Here is a 19,484-nt window from a genome sequence, read left to right as displayed (position 1 = left end):
CCGCTCCCGCTCAGCTGCTTTTGCGCGTGCGTGCCGCATGCAGCGCTTCGGCGCGCCGCTTCACGTCGCGCGCGCACTGATCGAAACCCTGTTTCACCCACGCGCCGTGGTGCTGCATGATCGTGTCCGCGTTGACGCCGAGGAACTGGTCGGTCGTGAAGTAGCGGCAGCGCTCCGCGCCCGTCGCGTCGATGTACTGGTCGCGGCGCGCGGCGTCCTTGTTGTCGTCGGTCGGGCGTTGCTCCCACGACAGCAGGCGTTCGGGCTCGTATGCGACGAGGATTTCGTCGACGGGAATCACGGTCTCCGTGCCCGGAATGCGAATCTGCATGTGCACGAAATCGCCGAGTTTGCCGGTCGTTTCGAAGCCGATGCAGAACGTGTTCCATTCGCCGTAGCGCGGGAAGTCGGTCAGCACTTCCCAGACGACGGCGGCCGGCGCATCGATGTCGACGGTGATCGAGGTGACGAGATTCGAGGGTTTGGTCATGGCGGCGGATCGGATCAGGCTGCGCGCCCGCGTGGCTTCAGGCGGTGCAGCGGTCGGAAGGAATCGCGCCGGTATCGGCCGGCGCGCGCGACGGGTGCGGCGCGGAGCAGGCGGGGCCGGTCGCGGCCGGCGACGTGCGGCGCCGCGCGGCGCACCCGACATCGAGCGTAGGCCGGCGCGCACGGTGAAGAATCGTCGGAACGGACTAAGGCGTTTCACCGGGCGCGGCGGGGCGGCAGGATTGGCCCGACCGTCGGCGGCGTCGACACCGCGCCGCGCAGCCGCGACAATACGCATCTCTTTTCGCTTTCGTCATCGAGGTGCCCGTGCCCGCCCAGTCGTCCGTTGCTCCCGCGATCGTCTGGTTCCGCGACGATCTGCGCGTGACCGATCAGCCCGCGCTGACGCGTGCGGTCGAATCCGGCCGGCCGCTCGTGTGCGTCTTCGTCGACGACACGGGCGCCGGCGCCGGGCCCGCGCTCGGCGGGGCGGCGCGCTGGTGGCTGCACGGGTCGCTGGCGGGGCTCGACGCCGCGCTCGCGCGGCATGGCGGGCGCCTGCTGCTGTTGCGCGGCGACGCGCAGCGCGAGATCGAGCGACTCGTTCGCGACACGGGCGCGGCGGCCGTGTACTGGAACCGCCGCTATGCGCAGCCGCAGCGCGACGCCGACGCGGCGCTGAAGACGTCGCTCAAGGCGCGCGGCGTGGCGGTCGAGAGCAGCAACGGCAGCCTGCTGAACGAGCCGTGGGAGGTGCTGACGGGCAGTGGCGGCCCGTATCAGGTATTCACCGCGTACTGGCGCGCGGCGCGCCGCGATCGCGCGGTCGCCGCGCCGCTGCCGGCACCCGGGCAGATCGTGTTTCATTCGTGGCCGAAGGCCGTGCGCGACCGCGCGCTGGCGCTCGACGCGCTCGCGTTGCGTCCGCATGCGCCGGACTGGGCCGGCGGACTGCGCGATGCGTGGCCGGCGCCCGACGAAGCCGGTGCGCATGCACAGCTCGATGCGTTTCTCACGACATCGCTCGCCGGCTATGCGGATGCGCGCGACCGTCCCGACCGCCCGGCGACGAGCCGGCTGTCGCCGTTCCTGCGCTTCGGCAACGTGTCGCCCAGGCAGGTGTGGCATGCGGTGCAGGGCGCGGCGAGCGCGGGCGGCGCGGCATACGCGGCCGATGCCGACAAGTTCCTGAGCGAGCTCGGCTGGCGCGAATTCAGCTACACGCTGCTGTATCACTTCCCGACGCTCGCGACCGACAACTTCCGCGCGCAATTCGATGCGATGCCGTGGCGCGACGATCCCGCCGCGTTACGTGCATGGCAGCGCGGCCGGACCGGCTACCCGCTCGTCGATGCGGGCCTGCGCGAGCTGTGGACGACCGGCTGGATGCACAACCGCGTGCGGATGGTCGTCGCGTCGTTCCTGATCAAGCACCTGCTGATCGACTGGCGCGCGGGCGAAGCATGGTTCCGCGATACGCTGGTCGACGCCGATCCCGCGAACAACGCGGCGAGCTGGCAGTGGGTGGCTGGCTGCGGTGCCGATGCCGCGCCGTATTTCCGCATCTTCAATCCGGTCGCGCAGGGGCAGAAGTTCGATCCGGACGGCGCGTACGTACGGCGCTGGGTGCCCGAGCTTGCCGGCCTCGACGATGCGTCGATCCATGCGCCGTGGGAAGCGTCGCCGCTGGCGCTCGAAGCGGCCGGCATCCGGCTCGGCATCGACTATCCGGCGCCGCTCGTCGAACACGCGGCCGCGCGTGCCCGTGCGCTCGACGCGCTGGCCGCGTTGCCGAAGCGCCGCTGACCGTACGCCGCGGTTCGCCGCCTCAACTGCAGAACGCGACGTGCTCGAGCAGCGCGTAGGCGACGTCGGAACCGAAGTAGGCCGCGCCGCACCACGCGACGAACGCGAGCGTGCCGGCGGTCAGCGCCGCACGGATCAGGCCCATGCCGCGCGGCCCGACGCCGGGCGGGCGACGCGCGCGTCGTCGATCGGCAGGTGCAGCAGCGCCGCGAGCACGCCGAGCGCGATCGAGCCGAGCCACAGCGGCAGGTACGAATGCGTCGCGTCGTACACGAGCGCGCCGAGCCACACGCCGAAGAAGCTGCCGAGCTGGTGTCCGAAGAACACGAAGCCGAACAGCGTCGCGATGTAGCGCACGCCGAACACCTGCGAGATCACGCCGTTCGTCAGCGGCACCGTGCCGAGCCATGTGAACCCCATCACGGCCGCGAACACGTAGACGCTCGCGGGCGACAGCGGCGCGGCGACGAACGCGGCCATCGCGAGCGCGCGCACGAGATACAGCACCGACAGCACGTACTTGCGCCGTAGCAGCCCGCCGAGATGGCCGCACGCGTAGGTGCCGGCCACGTTGGTCAGCGCGATCAGCGCGAGCGCGACGCTCGCGTGGCGCGCCGGCAGCCCGTGGTCGAGCAGGTACGCGGGCAGGTGCGTCGCGATGAACGCGAGCTGGAAGCCGCACGCGAAGAAGCCCGCGTTCAGCAGCCAGAAGCCGCGATGCGCGAACGCCTCGCGCACGGCTTCGCCGATCGACTGGTCGGGGCCGGCGGCGGCGCTGGCCACCTGCGCGGGCCGGTCGCGCAGCAGCACCGCGAGCGGCGCGAGCAGCGCGGCGACGAGCGCCAGCGCGATGAACGCGTGGCGCCAGCCGATGCCGCCGATCAGTGCCTGCGCGACGGGCACCATGCAGAACTGGCCGAGCCCGCCGATCGCGCCGGCGACACCGAGCGCCCAGCCGCGCCGGTCGGGTGGAAACAGGCGGCTCAGCGCGCCGTAGATCGACGCGAACGCCGAGCCCGACAGCGCGATGCCGATCACGAGGCCGGCGCCGACCGTGAACAGGCCGGTCGTGGCCGCGTGCGCCATCGTGACGAGCCCGGCCGCGTACAGCAGCATGCCGGCGACGATCACGCGCACCGAGCCGAAGCGGTCGGCCACCATCCCGGTGAACGGCTGCGCGACGCCCCAGATCAGGTTCTGCAGCGCCAGCGCCAGCCCGAACGCTTCGCGCGACCAGCCGTGGTCGAGCGAGACGGGCGCAAGGAACAGGCCCTGCACGTGACGGATGCCGAGCGCGGCGCCCATGATCAGGCCGCCTGCCAGCACGGGCAGCCAGCGGCGCCGGACTTCCTGCTCGATCGGGGTCATGCGTGTCTCCGGATGAAGGCGCGCGGCGAAACGGCCGCGCTCGATCCGATTAGACGATCGCGGCTGCCGTCGCTCAAGCGATCATTCGGTCAGGTTCGCATGCGCAGCGGGAATGCGAGGGCGCGCTTGCCTGTCCGCACGGGTCTCCGCGCGGCCGGCTCAGGCCGACGTCGTATCGTGCGCGTGCATCGCCGCGTCGCATTCGGCCGCTTCGGCGAGCATCCAGTCGCGCACGTCGGCGACTTCGCGGCGCGGGGCCGGATCGTGCTGGAACAGCCAGTAGCCGTACGTTTCCGACAGCGTCTGCGTGTGCGGCCCGAGCACCGCGAGCCGGCCGTCGGCGAGCATCGGCGCGACCAGCGCGAGCCGGCCGAGCGCGATGCCCTGGCCGGCGATCGCGGCCTGGATCACCTGGTCGTACTGGTTGAAGCGCAGCACGCCTTTCGGGCGCGCGTCGTCGAGCCCGGCCGCATGCAGATGCGCGTGCCACTGCAGTTGCGGTTGCGGCGGCCCGTCGAATTCGAGCAGCACGTGATCGGCGATCGCGGCCGCGCTCGTGACCGGCCGCGCGGCGAGCGCGGGGTGCGCGACCGGCACGACGATCTCGTCGAACAGGCGCAGCGCGCCGGCCGGCGCGCGCTCGCGCGGGCAGTAGCGGATGCCGAGGTCGATGCCTTCGGCGCGCAAATCGAGTACCTTGTCGTTCGCGGCGACGCGCAGGTCGATCCCGGGCAGCCGCGCCTGCAGTCGCCCGAGCCGCGGCAGCAGCCACAGCGCGGTGACGCCGATGCTGGCGGTGATCGTCACGGGCTGACGCTCGCGCGCGGCGGCGAGCGACGCGACGGTGTCCTGCAGGCCGTGCAGCGCGGCATCGGCGACGCGGAACAGTCGCTCGCCTTCCGGCGTGAACGCGATCTTCCGGTAGCCGCGCTGCAGCAGCGCGACGCCGAGATGCGCTTCGAGCGCATGGATCTGACGGCTGACCGCCGACTGCGTGACGCACAGGTCCTGCGCGGCGAGCGTGATGCTCATGCGGCGGCCGACGGCGACGAAACCGCGGACGAGATCGAGCGACGGGAGACGGACGAGTGGCGTTGACATGCGCGTGACTCATGCGAACGGAGCAGCAAGATTGGTTGAGAACGCGGCACGCGTCAAGTTCAATGGAGGCCGGTTGATCGCGAATGAAGGGGCCGAGCAGGCGCCGAAGCGCCCACCGGGCCGACCGCGATGCATCGGGTCCGAATCGGCGCTGAAGCGCTCACTCGGACCGACAGCCATGCATGGGACTTCAGTAAGCGCCAAAGCGCTAACTGAGGTCGACAGGAGACACGATGACGATTTCGAACGAAGCAGGCGGGGCGGCGGCGCAGGGCAGTCGCGCGGCGGGGGCGTTGCCGCCCGAGCCCGTGACGCTGCGCGCAGCCGACGGTTACGCATTGCGCGGCCACGTCTGGCGCCATCGGGGCGGCGGCGCCGTGCGGCCGGTCACGGTGATCAATTGCGCGACGTCGGTGCGCTGCGACTACTACTTCCGCTTCGCGGCCTGGCTGTTCGCGCAAGGGCGCGACGTGCTCGTCTACGACTATCGCGGCATCGGCGGGTCGCGCCCGGCGCAGCTTGCGAAGCTGCGCGCGAACTGGCTCGACTGGGGGCGGCTCGATTGCGAGGCCGCGCTGCACTACGCGCGCGACGCGTTTCCGGGCCAGCCGCTCGATGTGGTCGCGCACAGCATCGGCGGCTGCGTGCTCGGCCTCGCGCCATCGAACGTGCATGTGCGGCATGCGGTGACCGTCGGCGCGCAGTATGCGTACTGGCGCGATTACCTGCCGGCCGAGCGGCGCCGCATGTGGTGGAAGTGGCATGTCGCGATGCCGGCGCTCGCGACCGTGTTCGGCTACGTGCCCGCGAAGCGGCTCGGCTGGATGGAGGACACGCCGCGTGGTATCGCGCTGTCGTGGGCGCGTTCGCAGCCGCGTTTCGAGGACGGCTACATCGGCCGCGAGCTCGACGACAGCGGCGCGAGCCGCGCCGCGTTGCCGGCCCGCTTCGCGGGGCTGTCGGCGCCGATGCTCGCGATCGGCCTCGACGACGACGCGTTCGGCACGGTCGACGCGATCGAGCGGCTGGTCGGCTACTACACGGGCAGCAACGTCACGCATCTGCGGATCGCGCCGGCCGACATCGGCGTCGACGCGATCGGCCATTTCGCGTTTTTCCACAGCCGCTTCACCGATACGCTGTGGCCCGTCGCGCTGTACTGGCTGCAACACGGCGTGCTGCCCGCCGACGCGCCGGGCGCCGTGCATGCGCTGCATCCGGCTTCGCGTGGACGAGTGACGGGGAGCGGCGTGCCGGGTAGGGCCGCGAACGGGTGATCGGGGGCAGACACGAACGCGTCACGCCGCCCCCGTTCAATTCCCGATCGTGTCGCGGCGGCCTCGGGCGGCCGCGATCGATTAACATCGGACGTTTCGTTTCACAGCACAGGCTGCCGCGCGCCGATGTCCATTCCGTCCGATTCCGCGTCTCCCGTTGAAGCGCCCCGCGCATGGCGCGTGCACGCACTCGACGTGCCGCCCGCCGCGGCGCGCGCCGGCGTGCGGATCGCGCGCGTCGATTTCGACTGGCGCGTGCCGCTCGCGTCGCCCGCGTATGCGGCGCTGAGCGGCGACGAGCGCGCACGCGCCGCGCGCTTCCTGCGGCACGAGGATGCGGTACGCAGCGCCGCGACGCGCGCCGCACTGCGCGACGTGCTCGGCGCGGCGCTCGGCATCGCACCACGAGCGGTCGCGATCGTCGTCGACGCATCGGGGCGGCCGTTGCTGGACCGCGCGCATCGCGCGTCGCTCGACTTCAACGTATCGCACGCAGGCGATCATGCGCTGATCGCGTGGGCGCCGGCAGGCCGCGTCGGCGTCGATATCGAGGGCTGCAACCGCGCGGCCGACTGGCGCGCGCTGACGCGCGAAGTGTGCGCCCCCGCGGAGGTCGCGTATCTCGACAGCCTGCCGGGCGGCACGCGCGAGCGCGAATTCATGCGGGTGTGGTCCGCGAAGGAGGCGCTGCTCAAGGCGCTCGGCACCGGCATCGTCGGCGGGCTGCGCGCGTTCGCGGTCGTGCCGCCGCGCGACGCCACGACGCCCGCGACGACGATCGTCGAGCCGGCCGCGCCTGCTGCCGGCGTCGCGGCGTTCGACGCGGCGTGGCTCGACGCGGCGCCCGGCTACGCGGCATGCGTCGCGTGGACGCGCGCGTAAGCCGGGGTCGACGCGCGGCGCTTACTCGAGCGGCGCGTCGTTCGGCGCCGCATAGCGCGCCTTGATCACGTCGCTCATCGGGAAGTCGAACGACAGCCCCTTCGGCGGCACCGGCTTCATGAACCATTTGTCGTACAGCGCGTCGATCTCGCCGCTTTTCATCAACTGCACGAGCACGCCGTCGACGAGCGCCTTGAACTGCGGATCGTCCTTGCGCAGCATGAACCCGTAGGCTTCCGACGATTGCGGCGTGCCGACGAGCCGCCAGTCGGCCGGTTTCGCGGCGAGCTGGCGCACGCCCGCGAGCAGCACGTCGTCCATCATGTACGCGGCCGCGCGGCCCGATTCGAGCGTCAGGCGCCCTTCGCCGTAGTCCTTCGCGCTGATGATCTGCATGTTCATCTTCTTTTCCTCGTTCATCTTGCGCAGCAGGCGTTCGGACGTCGTGCCCTGGTTCGTCACGACCGTCTTGCCGGCCATATCGGGGAAGTCGCGGATGCCCGACGTGGTGCGGGTGAGCAGGCGCGTCGTCGCGACGAAGAAGGTGGTCGAGAACGCGACCTGCGCATGGCGTGCGGCGAGGTTGGTCGTCACGCCGCATTCGAGATCGACGGTGCCGTTCTGCACGAGCGGAATGCGGTTCTGCGACGTGACCGGAATGAAGCGCACCTGCAGGTCGGGCTTGCCGGTGCGCGCCTTCACCGCGGCGATCACGCGCTCGCACAGGTCCTGCGAGAAGCCGATGACCTTGCCGCCCGCATCGACGTAGGAGAACGGCACCGACGTTTCGCGATGACCGATCGAAATCAGGTTGGCCTGCCGGATCTTCTCGAGCGTGCCGGACAGCGGTTCCGCGGCGACGGATGCGCCGCACGCGAGCACGCATGCGGCGACGAGCAGGGAGCGGCCGAGGCGGGCGGCGAAGCGGGACGGGAAGGGCATGACGGTCTCCGGGGCGAGTGGTGATCCGTATGTTGCCAAAAACAAAATAATTGCAACACATGTTAATCCCCCGTGCGTCGCCGGCCGGCCGGGCGGGCCGCGCCGGACATCAGGGAAACTCCCGAGTCGAATTCGGTGAAAAACGGGTTGTCTAGACAAGTTGATGTGGCTACACTTCAATCCATTCCGAACTTGTCTAGACAGGATTGCTCACATGATTACGTTGACCCCCGGCCATCTGACCCTCCCGCAACTGCGCCAGATCGCACGCGAATCCGTGCAACTGAAGCTCGATCCGGCGAGCTTTGCGAAGATCGACGCCGGCGCGAAGGCCGTCGCCGACATCGCCGCGAAGGGCGAGCCGGCCTACGGCATCAACACGGGCTTCGGTCGCCTGGCCAGCACCCACATCCCGCACGACCAGCTCGAACTGCTGCAGAAGAACCTCGTGCTGTCGCACGCGGTCGGCGTCGGCGAGCCGATGGCGCGTTCGTCGGTGCGCCTGCTGATGGCGCTGAAGCTGTCGAGCCTCGGCCGCGGCCACTCGGGCATCCGCCGTGAAGTGATGGATGCGCTGATCACGCTGTTCAACGCCGACGTGCTGCCGCTGATCCCGGTGAAGGGCTCGGTCGGCGCGTCGGGCGACCTCGCGCCGCTCGCGCACATGTCGGCCGTGCTGCTCGGCGTCGGCGAAGTGTTCATCCGCGGCGAGCGCGCGAGTGCGCTCGACGGCCTGCGCGTCGCGGGCCTCGCGCCGCTGACGCTGCAGGCGAAGGAAGGCCTGGCGCTCCTGAACGGCACGCAGGCATCGACCGCGCTGGCGCTCGACAACATGTTCGCGATCGAAGACCTGTACCGCACCGCGCTCGTCGCCGGCGCGCTGTCGGTCGACGCGGCAGCCGGGTCGGTGAAGCCGTTCGACGCACGCATCCACGAACTGCGCGGCCATCAAGGCCAGATCGACGCGGCCGCGTCGTACCGCGAACTGCTCGAAGGCTCGCCGATCAACCAGTCGCACCGCGACTGCGACAAGGTGCAGGACCCGTACAGCCTGCGCTGCCAGCCGCAGGTGATGGGCGCGTGCCTGGACCAGATGCGTCATGCGGCCGACGTGTTGCTGGTCGAAGCGAATGCCGTGTCGGACAACCCGCTGATCTTCCCGGACACCGGCGAAGTGCTGTCGGGCGGCAACTTCCACGCGGAGCCCGTCGCGTTCGCGGCCGACAACCTCGCGCTCGCCGCATCGGAAATCGGTGCGCTGGCCGAACGCCGCATCGCGCTGCTGATCGACGCGACGCTGTCGGGCCTGCCCCCGTTCCTCGTGAAGGACGGCGGCGTGAACTCCGGCTTCATGATCGCTCACGTGACGGCAGCCGCGCTCGCATCGGAAAACAAGACGCTCGCGCACCCGGCGTCGGTCGACTCGTTGCCGACCTCGGCGAACCAGGAAGACCACGTGTCGATGGCGACGTTCGCCGCGCGCAAGCTCGCCGACATCGCGGACAACACGAAGCACATCCTCGCGATCGAACTGCTGGCCGCCGCGCAGGGCGTCGACCTGCGCGCGCCGTACCACACGAGCCCGAAGCTCGCGCCGGTGATGGAGACGATCCGCAGCCAGGTCGCGCACTACGAACTCGACCACTACTTCGCACCGGACATCGCGGTGATCGCGAAGCTGGTCGGCGAGCGCGCGTTCGCGAAGGTCGCGCCGTTCTCGTTCGCATCGGAACAGTAAGCCGATGAGTGCGCCGGTCTACCAGGAGATCAAGGATTTCATCCTGGCCCGCATCCATGCCGGCGAGTGGGAGGAGGGCGACCAGGTGCCGTCCGAGAACGAGCTGGCGCGCGAGTTCAAGGTGGCGCGCATGACCGTCAACCGCGCGCTGCGCGAGTTGACGGCCGAGCAGGTGCTCACGCGCATGAAGGGCGCGGGCACCTACGTCGCGCGGCCGAAGTACGAGTCGACGCTGGTCGCGATCCGCAGCATCTCCGAGGAAGTCGGCGCGCGCGGGCATGCGTACCGCGCCAGCGTGCTCGGGCTCGACACGATTCGCGCCGACGATGCCCTCGCCGACGAGATGCAGGTGGCCGTGCGCACCAAGCTGTTTCATTCGCAGGTGCTGCACTTCGAGAACGACGAGCCGGTGCAGCTCGAAGAACGATGGGTGAATCCGGCGGTCGCGCCGGATTACGCCGAGCAGGATTTCACGAACACGACGCCGAACCTGTACCTGATGCGCGCGGCGCCGCTGCAGCGCGTCGAGTACCGGATCGAAGCGGCGGCCCCGGCGCCGGAGCGGCGCGAGCAGCTGCGGATGGACGACGTCGAGCCGTGTCTGGTTTTACATCGGCGCACCTGGTCGCAGGGCGTCGTCGCCTCGGTGGCGAATCTGTGGCATCCCGGCAGCCGTTATCGCTTCACCGGGCATTTCTGATTCCTATTTGATAGTCATTTTCCTTCGGGAGCAGTCGTCATGAACCATCCGAAACACATCGATCCCCGTCTCGATCCGACGCGCACGATCCGCGCGCCGCGCGGCAGCGAGAAGACCTGCAAGACCTGGCTGGCCGAAGCGGCCTACCGGATGATCCAGAACAACCTCGACCCGGAAGTCGCCGAGCATCCGCATGCGCTCGTCGTGTACGGCGGCATCGGGCGTGCTGCGCGCAACTGGGAATGCTACGACCAGATCCTCGCGTCGCTGAAGGATCTCGAGGAAAACGAAACGCTGCTGATCCAGTCGGGCAAGCCGGTCGGCGTGTTCCGCACCCACAAGGATGCGCCGCGCGTGCTGCTCGCGAACTCGAACCTGGTGCCGCACTGGGCGAACTGGGATCACTTCCACGAGCTCGACCGCAAGGGCCTGATGATGTACGGCCAGATGACGGCCGGCAGCTGGATCTACATCGGCAGCCAGGGCATCGTGCAGGGCACCTATGAAACCTTCTTCTCGGTCGCGAACCAGCACTTCAACGGCGATCCGTCGGGCCGCTGGATCCTGACGGGCGGCCTGGGCGGGATGGGCGGCGCGCAGCCGCTCGCCGCGACGATGGCCGGCTTCTCGATGATCGCGGTCGAATGCGACGAGACGCGCATCGACTTCCGCCTGAAGACCCGCTACGTCGACAAGAAGGCGACGACGCTCGACGAAGCGCTCGCCATGATCGACGAAGCGAAGCGCACCGGCAAGCCGGTGTCGATCGGCCTGCTCGGAAACGCGGCCGACGTGTTCCCGGAACTCGTCAAGCGCGGCATCACGCCGGACTGCGTGACCGACCAGACGAGCGCGCACGACCCGATCAACGGTTACCTGCCGCAAGGCTGGACCGTCGCGCAATGGCGCGAAGCGCAGAAGGTCGATCCGCAGAGCATCGTGAAGGTCGCGAAGCAGTCGATGGCCGTCCAGGTGCGCGCGATGCTGGCGCTGCAGGAACGCGGCGCGGCGACGCTCGACTACGGCAACAACATCCGCCAGATGGCGCTGGAAATGGGCGTCGAGAACGCGTTCGACTTCCCGGGCTTCGTGCCGGCGTACATCCGCCCGCTGTTCTGCGAGGGCAAGGGCCCGTTCCGCTGGGTCGCGCTGTCCGGCGATCCGGAAGACATCTACAAGACCGACCAGAAGGTGAAGGAGCTGATCCCCGACGATCCGCACCTGCACAACTGGCTCGACATGGCGCGTGAGCGCATCGCGTTCCAGGGCCTGCCGGCGCGGATCTGCTGGGTCGGCGTGAAGGATCGCTACCGCCTCGGCCAGGCGTTCAACGAGATGGTGAAGAACGGCGAACTGAAGGCGCCGATCGTGATCGGCCGCGATCACCTCGACACCGGTTCGGTCGCGAGCCCGAACCGCGAGACGGAATCGATGAAGGACGGTTCGGACGCCGTCAGCGACTGGCCGCTGCTGAACGCGCTGCTGAATACCGCGGGCGGTGCATCGTGGGTGTCGCTGCACCATGGCGGCGGCGTCGGAATGGGCTTCTCGCAGCACTCGGGCGTCGTGATCGTCGCCGACGGCACCGCCGACGCGCACGAGCGTCTCGGCCGCGTGCTGCTGAACGATCCGGCCACGGGTGTGATGCGCCATGCGGATGCCGGCTACGAACTCGCGCAGCAGACGGCTCGCGAAGCCGGCCTGAAGCTGCCGATGCTCGGCCGCTGAGCATGACGGCGCTCGACCAGGCGCCGCTGCACGCAACGATGATCCGCGCGGCGGATCTCGTTGCGTCGCCGTGGAAGAACGGCGGCGGCGTGACGCGCGAGATCGGCGCGTTTCCGCCCGGCGCGGCACTCGATGCGTTCGCGTGGCGCGTGAGCGTCGCGGACGTCGGCACGGCCGGCCCGTTCTCGCGTTTCGACGGGATCGACCGCACGCTCGTGCTGCTGTCCGGCGCGGGCATGACGCTCGCCGAGGCGGGCGGCCCGCGGCACGTGCTCGACGCACCGCTGGCCCGTGCGGATTTCGCGGGCGAGACGGCGATCGACGCGACGCTGCACGACGGCGCGACGCGCGACTTCAACCTGATGACGCGCCGTTCGGCCGCGCGTGGCACGCTCGACGTGTGGCGCGCGGGGGCTCACCGCCTTGCGCCGGCCGATACCGTGCTGCTGTTTTGCGCGGCCGGTGCGGTGGGCGTCGACCTCGACGGCACGCACTACGCGCTGGAAGACATGGACACGTTGCGGCTCGACGGGCCGCGGCGTGCGTTTGACGTCGTCGTGAGCGGAGGCGGCGCGCTGCTCGCCGTCTCGCTTGCCGTCGGCGAACGAGACTGAACGCATGAAACCGACTGTCTGGCATCACCTGAGGCTGTGTCCGCACGGCCATCCCGACGAGACGATCGACGACGCGGCGATCGCCGTCGACGAAACCGGCACGATCGCGTGGCTCGGCGCGCTGTCCGCGCTGCCGCACGGTTATGCGCACTGGCGGCGCGAGGACCTGCACGGCGCGTGGGTGACGCCGGGCCTCGTCGACTGCCATACGCATCTCGTGTACGGCGGCACGCGTGCCGACGAGTTCGCGCAGCGCCTCGCGGGCGTCAGCTACGAGGAAATCGCGCGGCAGGGCGGCGGGATCGTGTCGACGGTGCGCGCGACGCGCGCGGCCGACGAGACGACGCTGTTCGTGCAGGCCGCCGCGCGCCTGCAGCCGCTGCTCGCCGAAGGCGTGACCGCGATCGAGATCAAGTCCGGCTACGGGCTCGACCTCGCGAGCGAGCGCAAGATGCTGCGCGTCGCGCGCCAGCTCGGCGAACGCTTCCCGGTCACCGTCCATACGACCTTCCTCGGCGCGCACGCATTGCCGCCCGAATATGCGGGGCGCGCGGATGCGTACATCGACGAAGTGTGCGACCGCATGCTGCCGACGCTGGCCGACGAAGGGCTCGTCGACGCGGTCGACGTGTTCTGCGAACGCATCGGCTTTTCGCTCGCGCAAACCGAGCGCGTGTTCGAGGCCGCGACGCGACGGGGGCTGCCGGTGAAGCTGCATGCGGAGCAACTGTCGAATGCGGGCGGGACGGCGCTCGCCGCGCGTTACCGCGCGCTGTCCGCCGATCACCTCGAATTTCTCGACGAAGCCGGCATCGAGGCGATGAAGGCGGCCGGCACGGTCGCCGTGCTGCTGCCCGGCGCGTACTACTTCATCCGCGAAACGCAACTGCCGCCGATCGAGCTGCTGCGCAAGCACGGCGTGCCGATCGCGCTCGCGACCGATCACAACCCGGGCACGTCGCCGCTCGAATCGCTGCTGCTGACGTTGAACATGGGCTGCACGCTGTTCCGCATGACGGTGCCCGAGGTGCTGCAGGGCGTCACGCGCCATGCGGCCGCGGCGCTCGGCCGCGCGGATCGCCACGGCGCGCTCGAGGTCGGTCGCCAGGCCGACTTCGCCGTCTGGTCGGTCGGCTCGCTGGCCGAGCTGGCGTACTGGATCGGCCGGCCGCTGTGCGAACAGGTCGTACGCGGCGGCACGACCGTGTTTCGCCGGATGAACGGATAAGTTTGGCGACGGATCGGGCCGGGTCGTGACGGACCCGGTCCGGCCGACGTTTTGCATGGGACCGGACCCGGCGCAACGGCGCACTCCGGTCGATCGCCGCGAGGCAGGGGCAAGCGCGACGCGCTCACGCCTGCCGGCCGCGGCACCGGACCGGACGAGACGCTGACGCGCCTGAACCGGTCGATAAGGACTCGCAATGACCGACACCCTGTTGTTCGCGGACCATGCCTACCTGCCCGATGGCTGGCGCCGCAACGTGCTGCTGCGCTGGGACGCGAGCGGCACGCTGACCGACGTCACGCCCGACACCGACGCGCCGGCAGGCGTCGCACGCGCGGCCGGGCCGGTGCTGCCCGGCATGCCGAACCTGCATTCGCACGCGTTCCAGCGCGCGATGGCGGGGCTCACCGAATACCGCGCGAATCCCGCCGACAGCTTCTGGAGCTGGCGCGACCTGATGTACCGCTTCGCGCTGAAGATCACGCCCGACGCGCTCGCGGCGATTGCACGCTGGCTGTATGTCGAGATGCTCAAGTGCGGCTACACGTCGGTGTGCGAATTCCACTACGTGCATCACGCGCAGGACGGCTCGCGCTATCCGCAGATCGCGGAGCTCGGCACGCGCGTGATCGATGCCGCGCGCTCGGCCGGCGTCGGCATCACGATGCTGCCCGTGTCGTACCAGTTCGCCGGCTTCGGCAACAAGCCGCCGCGCGACGACCAGCGCCGCTTCATCAACACGCCCGACGGCGTGCTCGAACTGCTCGATGCGATGCGTCGCGCGGCGCCCGAGCATGGCGGGCTGCGCTACGGCGTCGCGCCGCATTCGCTGCGCGCGGTATCCGAAAACGGGTTGCGTGCGCTGCTCGAAGGATTGCCCGACGATGCGCCGGTGCATATCCATATCGCCGAGCAGACGGCCGAAGTCGACGACTGCGTTCGCGCGTACGGCGCACGCCCCGTACAATGGCTGCTCGATCGCTTCGACGTCGATGCGCGCTGGTGTCTCGTGCACGCGACGCACGTCGACGCGGTCGAGACGGCGGCGCTCGCGAAGCGCCGCGCGGTCGCCGGGCTGTGCCTGACGACCGAAGCGAACCTCGGCGACGGCGTGTTCCCGGCCGTCGACTATCTCGCGCAAGGCGGCGTGATCGGCATCGGCTCGGACAGCCACGCGTCGGTCGACTGGCGCTCGGAGCTGCGCCTGCTCGAATACGGGCAGCGGCTCGTGCACCGCGCGCGCAACGTGCTGGCAAGCGACACGCAGGCGCACGTCGCCGATCGCCTGTTCGATGCGTCGCTCGCGGGCGGCGCGCAGGCGAGCGGGCGACGCATCGGCGCGCTGCGCGAAGGTTGTCGCGCCGACTGGCTCGTGCTCGATCCCGATCACCCGGCGATCGCCGAACATGGCAGCGCGGCATGGCTGTCGGGCATCGTGTTCGCCGAGCACGGCGAGACGCCGGTGCTCGACGTCTACACGGGCGGCGAGCGCGTCGTGAGCGGCCGCCGCCATCGCGACGAAGCCGCCGCGTATGCCGACTACCGCGCCGCGCTGGCGCAACTGCTGCGCTGACGCGCGGCAACCGGCGCACGCCGCATGCGTGCGCCGGCCGACTCTTACGGTGAGGCGACATGACTGAACAACCGGCTGTATTCACGCTGAAGCAGGGCACGTTGCCGCTGCTGATCTCGATTCCGCACGCAGGTACGCACATCCCCGACGACATCGCCGCGACGATGACGCCCGACGCGCGCTTCGTCGACGATTGCGACTGGCATCTCGAGCGGCTGTACGGGTTCGCGGCCGATCTCGGCGCGTCGATCCTCGTGCCGTCGCACGCGCGTTACGTCGTCGACCTGAACCGTCCGCCCGACAACGAGAACCTGTATCCGGGGCAGGACACGACGGGGCTCGTGCCGGTCGATACGTTCGACAAGGCGCCGCTGTATCCGGCGAACGCGCTGCCCGGCAACGACGAGATCATGCGTCGCCGCGACCGCTACTGGGTGCCGTATCACGACGCGCTGCAACGCGAGATCGCGCGGCTGAAGGGCGAACACGGCCGCGTGCTCGTGTGGGAAGCGCATTCGATCCGCTCGCACGTGCCGCGTTTCTTCGACGGCCGCCTGCCGGACTTCAACTTCGGCACGTCGAGCGGCGCGAGTGCGGCGCCGGGCCTCGCGGAGGCACTGGCCGCGCGCGTGCTCGCGCACGGCGGCTATACGGCCGTCGCGAACGGGCGCTTCAAGGGCGGCTACATCACGCGACACTATGGCGTGCCCGATACCGGCGTCGAGGCCGTGCAACTCGAACTGTCGCAGATCACCTACATGGAGGAGACGCGTCCGTACGCGTACGACGAAGCGCGTGCAGCACGGATCGCGCCGCTATTGCAGACGCTCGTCGAAACCGTACTCGCGCATCGTTGAGCACGGGCCGCGTCCATGCGGCGGCGCGGCGCGACGATGCGTGCCGCCCCGCCGGCACGTAGCAGGCAAGCCGATGCAACGCACAAAACGGCATCGATCCGCGCGATCGATGCCGTTTTTTTCGTCTGATCGATATCGTCGTCCGCCCCCGAAAAGTTGACGCAATTTTTAGGTGATATAAGCTGAATGTCAGGAAGTCGTCACGCGCGCACCGGCGGCGAGGCCCTCGACGATGGCCGTGCTACGCCGAATCCGCTGCGAGACATCTTGCTGACGTGTCGCCACGCGGCATTGCGACACGTGTCCTGTCTCCATCAGTCAGTCGAGTACGATCGTGAAAGCCGCCAGCCCTTCGATACGCCGGACCCGAAGTCCGTCGGCGGGCGCGCCGCCTCAGGCCGGGCCGAACCGGCATGCTGATCGCGGCACGCGCGCCGCCCCGTTACGCGAGCCTCGCTTCTTCGCCATTTCTCATCGCGGCCCGCGCCGCTTCAATCTCGTGACCGCGCACCTGTGCAGCGCGGTGCAGTGCGACGGCAGCGCATCGTTGTTGCCCTAGCGTCCCTTTCCGCTTCCGTCCCGGGCCGTACCGCCTGTTGCCGCGGCATCCGCGCGGCAGGATCGCGCCTGCGCGGCGGGATGGCACGCGCGTGCGGCGTACCCGCGAACCCGCCTCGTTGCGCGCGCAAGCATGTCGCGCGCCATTACCGGAGAGACGCCGATGCGCGCACGACCGATCGTAGCCGTCACCGCCGACCGCATCCTGCGCGGCGCCCATCCAAACCACACGGCGGGCGAGAAGTACCTCGCCGCCGTCGTCGACGGCGCCGGTGCGCTGGCGTTCGTGCTGCCTGCGCTCGGCGCGCGGCAGCCGGCCGACGCGATCGTCGCGGCAATCGACGGGCTGCTGTTGACCGGCAGCTATTCGAACGTCGAACCGCATCATTACGGCGGCGCCGCGAGCGCGCCCGACACGCTGCACGATCCGGCGCGCGATGCGACCGCGTTGCCGCTGATTCGCGCGGCGATCGACGCGGGCGTGCCGGTGCTCGCGATCTGCCGCGGCATGCAGGAGCTGAACGTCGCGTACGGCGGCACGCTGCATCAGCGGCTGCACGCGACGACCGGCTTCGACGATCATCGCGAACGGCCGGCCGATCCGCTCGAGCGGCAGTACGGTCCCGCGCACGTGGTGCAACTCGCGCCCGACGGTCTGCTGCAGCGGGTCGCGCGCGGTGCGCACGAGGCGACGGTCAACTCGCTGCACGACCAGGGCATCGCGCGTCTGGGCGCGGGGCTCGCCGTCGAAGCGAGCGCACCCGACGGGCTGATCGAGGCCGTCAGCGTGCGCGGCGCGCGTGCGTTCGCGCTGGGCGTGCAGTGGCATCCCGAATGGCGCTACGCAGAGCAGCCGCTGTCGCGCGACATCTTCGCGGCATTCGGCGCGGCGTGCCGCGCGCACATGACACATCGCATTCATGCGACCGGCGGCGCGATGCCGTCGCCGGCCGCATCCGACATCGACTGAACGAGGCCGATCATGCAACCCGAACTGAGCGAATTCCTGCGACAGCACCGCATCACCGAAGTCGAGGCCATCATTCCCGACATGGCCGGCATCGCGCGCGGCAAGATCATTCCACGCAACAAGTTCGAATCCGGCGAATCGATGCGCCTGCCGCAGGCCGTGATGGTGCAGACCGTCACCGGCGACTATCCGGAGGACGGCACGCTGACCGGCGTGACCGATCCCGACATGGTGTGCGTGCCCGATCCGTCGACGATCTGCCTGATCCCGTGGGCGGTCGACCCGACCGCGCAGGTGATCCACGACTGCGTGCACTTCGACGGCTCGCCGGTCGAGATCTCGCCGCGCTACGTGCTGCGCCGCGTGCTCGACCTGTACGAGGCGAAGGGCTGGAAGCCGGTCGTCGCGCCCGAGCTGGAGTTCTACCTGGTCGACATGAACGCCGATCCCGACCTGCCGCTGCGTCCGCCCGTCGGCCGCACCGGGCGGGCGGAAACCGGCCGCCAGTCGTATTCGATCGAGGCCGTCAACGAGTTCGATCCGCTGTTCGAGGACATCTACGAATACTGCGAAATGCAGGGCCTCGACATCGAGACGCTGATTCACGAAGTCGGCGCCGCGCAAATGGAGATCAACTTCGTGCACGGCGACGCGCTGCCGCTCGCCGACCAGGTGTTCCTGTTCAAGCGCACGGTGCGCGAGGCCGCGCTGCGTCACAACATGTACGCGACGTTCATGGCCAAGCCGATGGAAGGCGAGCCGGGCTCCGCGATGCACATTCACCAGAGCCTGGCCGATGCGCGCACCGGGCGCAATTTGTTCGCCGACGAAGGCGGCGCCGTGTCGCCGCTGTTCCACAGCTACCTGGCGGGACTGCAGAAGTACACGCCGGCGCTGATGCCGATCTTCGCGCCGTACATCAATTCGTACCGCCGCCTGTCGCGCTTCATGGCCGCGCCGATCAACGTGCAGTGGGGCTACGACAACCGCACGGTGGGCTTTCGCATTCCGCAGTCGAGCCCCGTCGCGCGACGCATCGAGAACCGGATTCCGGGCGTCGACTGCAATCCGTATCTGGCATTCGCGGCAACGCTTGCCGCCGGCTATCTCGGCATGACGCAACAGCTTGCGCCGACCGAGCCGATCGCGTCGGACGGCTACGACCTGCCGTATCAGCTGCCGCGCAATCTCGAGGAGGGCATCTCGCTGATGGCCGCATGCGAGCCGCTCGCCGGCATTCTCGGCGACAAGTTCGTGAAGGCTTACCTGGCGTTGAAGGAAACCGAATACGAAGCGTTCTTCCGCGTGATCAGCTCGTGGGAACGCAGGCACCTGCTGCTGCACGTGTAAGCGTGCGGCGCTGTTTGACGGAGAAAACATGACCGATCGAAACGAAGCTTTTTCGCCGCGCTCGACCGCCGATTTTCGCGCGCTCGACGCCGCGCACCACATCCATCCGTTCTCGGACATGGGCGCGCTCAATCGTGCCGGCAGCCGCGTGATCGTGAAGGCCGACGGCGTCTATCTGTGGGACTCGGACGGCAACAAGGTGATCGACGGGATGGCCGGCCTGTGGTGCGTGAACGTCGGCTACGGCCGCAAGGAACTCGCCGACGCCGCGTATCGCCAGATCCAGGAACTGCCGTTCTACAA

The 19,484-nt window shown here is 69.5% G+C and carries 18 protein-coding genes; 13 read left to right on the top strand and 5 right to left on the bottom strand.

Annotation, left to right across the window (positions count from 1 at the left end; all coding sequences use genetic code 11):
* Nucleotides 1-10: 10 nt before the first annotated feature.
* Entirely contained in the window at nt 11-490 is a 480-nt protein-coding gene (locus tag H0X90_RS32430) for an SRPBCC domain-containing protein (RefSeq protein ID WP_006486060.1), read from the bottom strand.
* Between the two features lie 326 nt (nt 491-816).
* Between H0X90_RS32430 and H0X90_RS32425 the strand changes: the two genes are divergently transcribed.
* Nucleotides 817-2,295, top strand: coding sequence for a deoxyribodipyrimidine photo-lyase (locus H0X90_RS32425; RefSeq protein WP_077190152.1), 1,479 nt, complete (start codon nt 817-819; stop codon nt 2,293-2,295).
* Nucleotides 2,296-2,317: 22 nt separating this feature from the next.
* Here the strand turns inward: H0X90_RS32425 and H0X90_RS36100 are convergent, their stop codons facing one another.
* The 3 genes from H0X90_RS36100 to H0X90_RS32415 form a co-directional block, all read right to left on the bottom strand.
* On the bottom strand, nt 2,318-2,440 hold the full coding sequence (locus H0X90_RS36100) for a hypothetical protein (RefSeq protein ID WP_256858328.1): 123 nt from the start codon (nt 2,438-2,440) through the stop codon (nt 2,318-2,320).
* Nucleotides 2,431-3,663 (bottom strand): MFS transporter, encoded by a 1,233-nt coding sequence (locus tag H0X90_RS32420; protein WP_034201534.1) that lies wholly within the window; start codon nt 3,661-3,663, stop codon nt 2,431-2,433. Before H0X90_RS32420 ends, H0X90_RS36100 begins: the two co-directional genes overlap by 10 nt.
* A gap of 159 nt (nt 3,664-3,822) precedes the next feature.
* The gene (locus H0X90_RS32415) at nt 3,823-4,764 is read right to left on the bottom strand and encodes a LysR substrate-binding domain-containing protein (protein ID WP_006497790.1); all 942 of its coding nucleotides are present in this window, start codon (nt 4,762-4,764) and stop codon (nt 3,823-3,825) included.
* Nucleotides 4,765-4,997: 233 nt separating this feature from the next.
* Between H0X90_RS32415 and H0X90_RS32410 the strand changes: the two genes are divergently transcribed.
* The gene (locus H0X90_RS32410; protein WP_077190151.1) at nt 4,998-6,041 is read left to right on the top strand and encodes an alpha/beta fold hydrolase; all 1,044 of its coding nucleotides are present in this window, start codon (nt 4,998-5,000) and stop codon (nt 6,039-6,041) included.
* 126 nt (nt 6,042-6,167) lie between these two features.
* Nucleotides 6,168-6,923, top strand: a complete 756-nt coding sequence (locus H0X90_RS32405) for a 4'-phosphopantetheinyl transferase superfamily protein (protein WP_077190150.1) — start codon at nt 6,168-6,170, stop codon at nt 6,921-6,923.
* 21 nt (nt 6,924-6,944) lie between these two features.
* Here H0X90_RS32405 and H0X90_RS32400 read toward each other — a convergent pair whose 3' ends face one another.
* Complete coding sequence (locus H0X90_RS32400) at nt 6,945-7,865, bottom strand: glutamate/aspartate ABC transporter substrate-binding protein (protein WP_077190149.1); 921 nt, start codon at nt 7,863-7,865, stop codon at nt 6,945-6,947.
* 214 nt (nt 7,866-8,079) lie between these two features.
* Here H0X90_RS32400 and hutH point away from each other — a divergent pair, with 214 nt between their 5' ends.
* From hutH to H0X90_RS32350, 10 genes are all read left to right on the top strand, one after another.
* The gene (gene hutH, locus H0X90_RS32395; RefSeq protein ID WP_006488089.1) at nt 8,080-9,603 is read left to right on the top strand and encodes a histidine ammonia-lyase; all 1,524 of its coding nucleotides are present in this window, start codon (nt 8,080-8,082) and stop codon (nt 9,601-9,603) included.
* Between the two features lie 4 nt (nt 9,604-9,607).
* Complete coding sequence (gene hutC, locus H0X90_RS32390; protein ID WP_006488107.1) at nt 9,608-10,303, top strand: histidine utilization repressor; 696 nt, start codon at nt 9,608-9,610, stop codon at nt 10,301-10,303.
* 39 nt (nt 10,304-10,342) lie between these two features.
* Nucleotides 10,343-12,031, top strand: a complete 1,689-nt coding sequence (hutU, locus tag H0X90_RS32385) for a urocanate hydratase (RefSeq protein ID WP_006488101.1) — start codon at nt 10,343-10,345, stop codon at nt 12,029-12,031.
* Nucleotides 12,032-12,033: 2 nt separating this feature from the next.
* A complete protein-coding gene (locus H0X90_RS32380) occupies nt 12,034-12,645 on the top strand; it encodes a HutD family protein (RefSeq protein ID WP_006488093.1) in 612 nt (203 codons plus the stop codon).
* Nucleotides 12,646-12,649: 4 nt separating this feature from the next.
* Nucleotides 12,650-13,873 carry an imidazolonepropionase gene (gene hutI, locus H0X90_RS32375; protein WP_006488078.1) on the top strand — a complete coding sequence of 408 codons (1,224 nt, stop codon included), beginning with the start codon at nt 12,650-12,652 and terminating at the stop codon, nt 13,871-13,873.
* A 196-nt stretch (nt 13,874-14,069) separates the two neighbouring features.
* Nucleotides 14,070-15,446 carry a formimidoylglutamate deiminase gene (locus tag H0X90_RS32370; protein WP_060211736.1) on the top strand — a complete coding sequence of 459 codons (1,377 nt, stop codon included), beginning with the start codon at nt 14,070-14,072 and terminating at the stop codon, nt 15,444-15,446.
* A gap of 59 nt (nt 15,447-15,505) precedes the next feature.
* On the top strand, nt 15,506-16,303 hold the full coding sequence (gene hutG / locus H0X90_RS32365; RefSeq protein WP_077190148.1) for an N-formylglutamate deformylase: 798 nt from the start codon (nt 15,506-15,508) through the stop codon (nt 16,301-16,303).
* A 721-nt stretch (nt 16,304-17,024) separates the two neighbouring features.
* Nucleotides 17,025-17,831 (top strand): gamma-glutamyl-gamma-aminobutyrate hydrolase family protein, encoded by an 807-nt coding sequence (locus H0X90_RS32360; RefSeq protein WP_069353717.1) that lies wholly within the window; start codon nt 17,025-17,027, stop codon nt 17,829-17,831.
* A 12-nt stretch (nt 17,832-17,843) separates the two neighbouring features.
* Entirely contained in the window at nt 17,844-19,181 is a 1,338-nt protein-coding gene (locus H0X90_RS32355; RefSeq protein ID WP_006497799.1) for a glutamine synthetase family protein, read from the top strand.
* 28 nt (nt 19,182-19,209) lie between these two features.
* On the top strand, nt 19,210-19,484 hold a 275-nt coding region (locus tag H0X90_RS32350; RefSeq protein ID WP_196438380.1), incomplete at its 3' end, for an aminotransferase class III-fold pyridoxal phosphate-dependent enzyme.

Origin of the sequence: Burkholderia sp. 9775_39, assembly GCF_015712225.1 — a bacterium.
In the GTDB taxonomy this organism is placed as follows: Bacteria; Pseudomonadota; Gammaproteobacteria; order Burkholderiales; family Burkholderiaceae; genus Burkholderia; species Burkholderia cenocepacia.
Note: the sequence above shows the minus strand (reverse complement) of the source record. Positions and strands in the feature narration are given on the sequence as shown.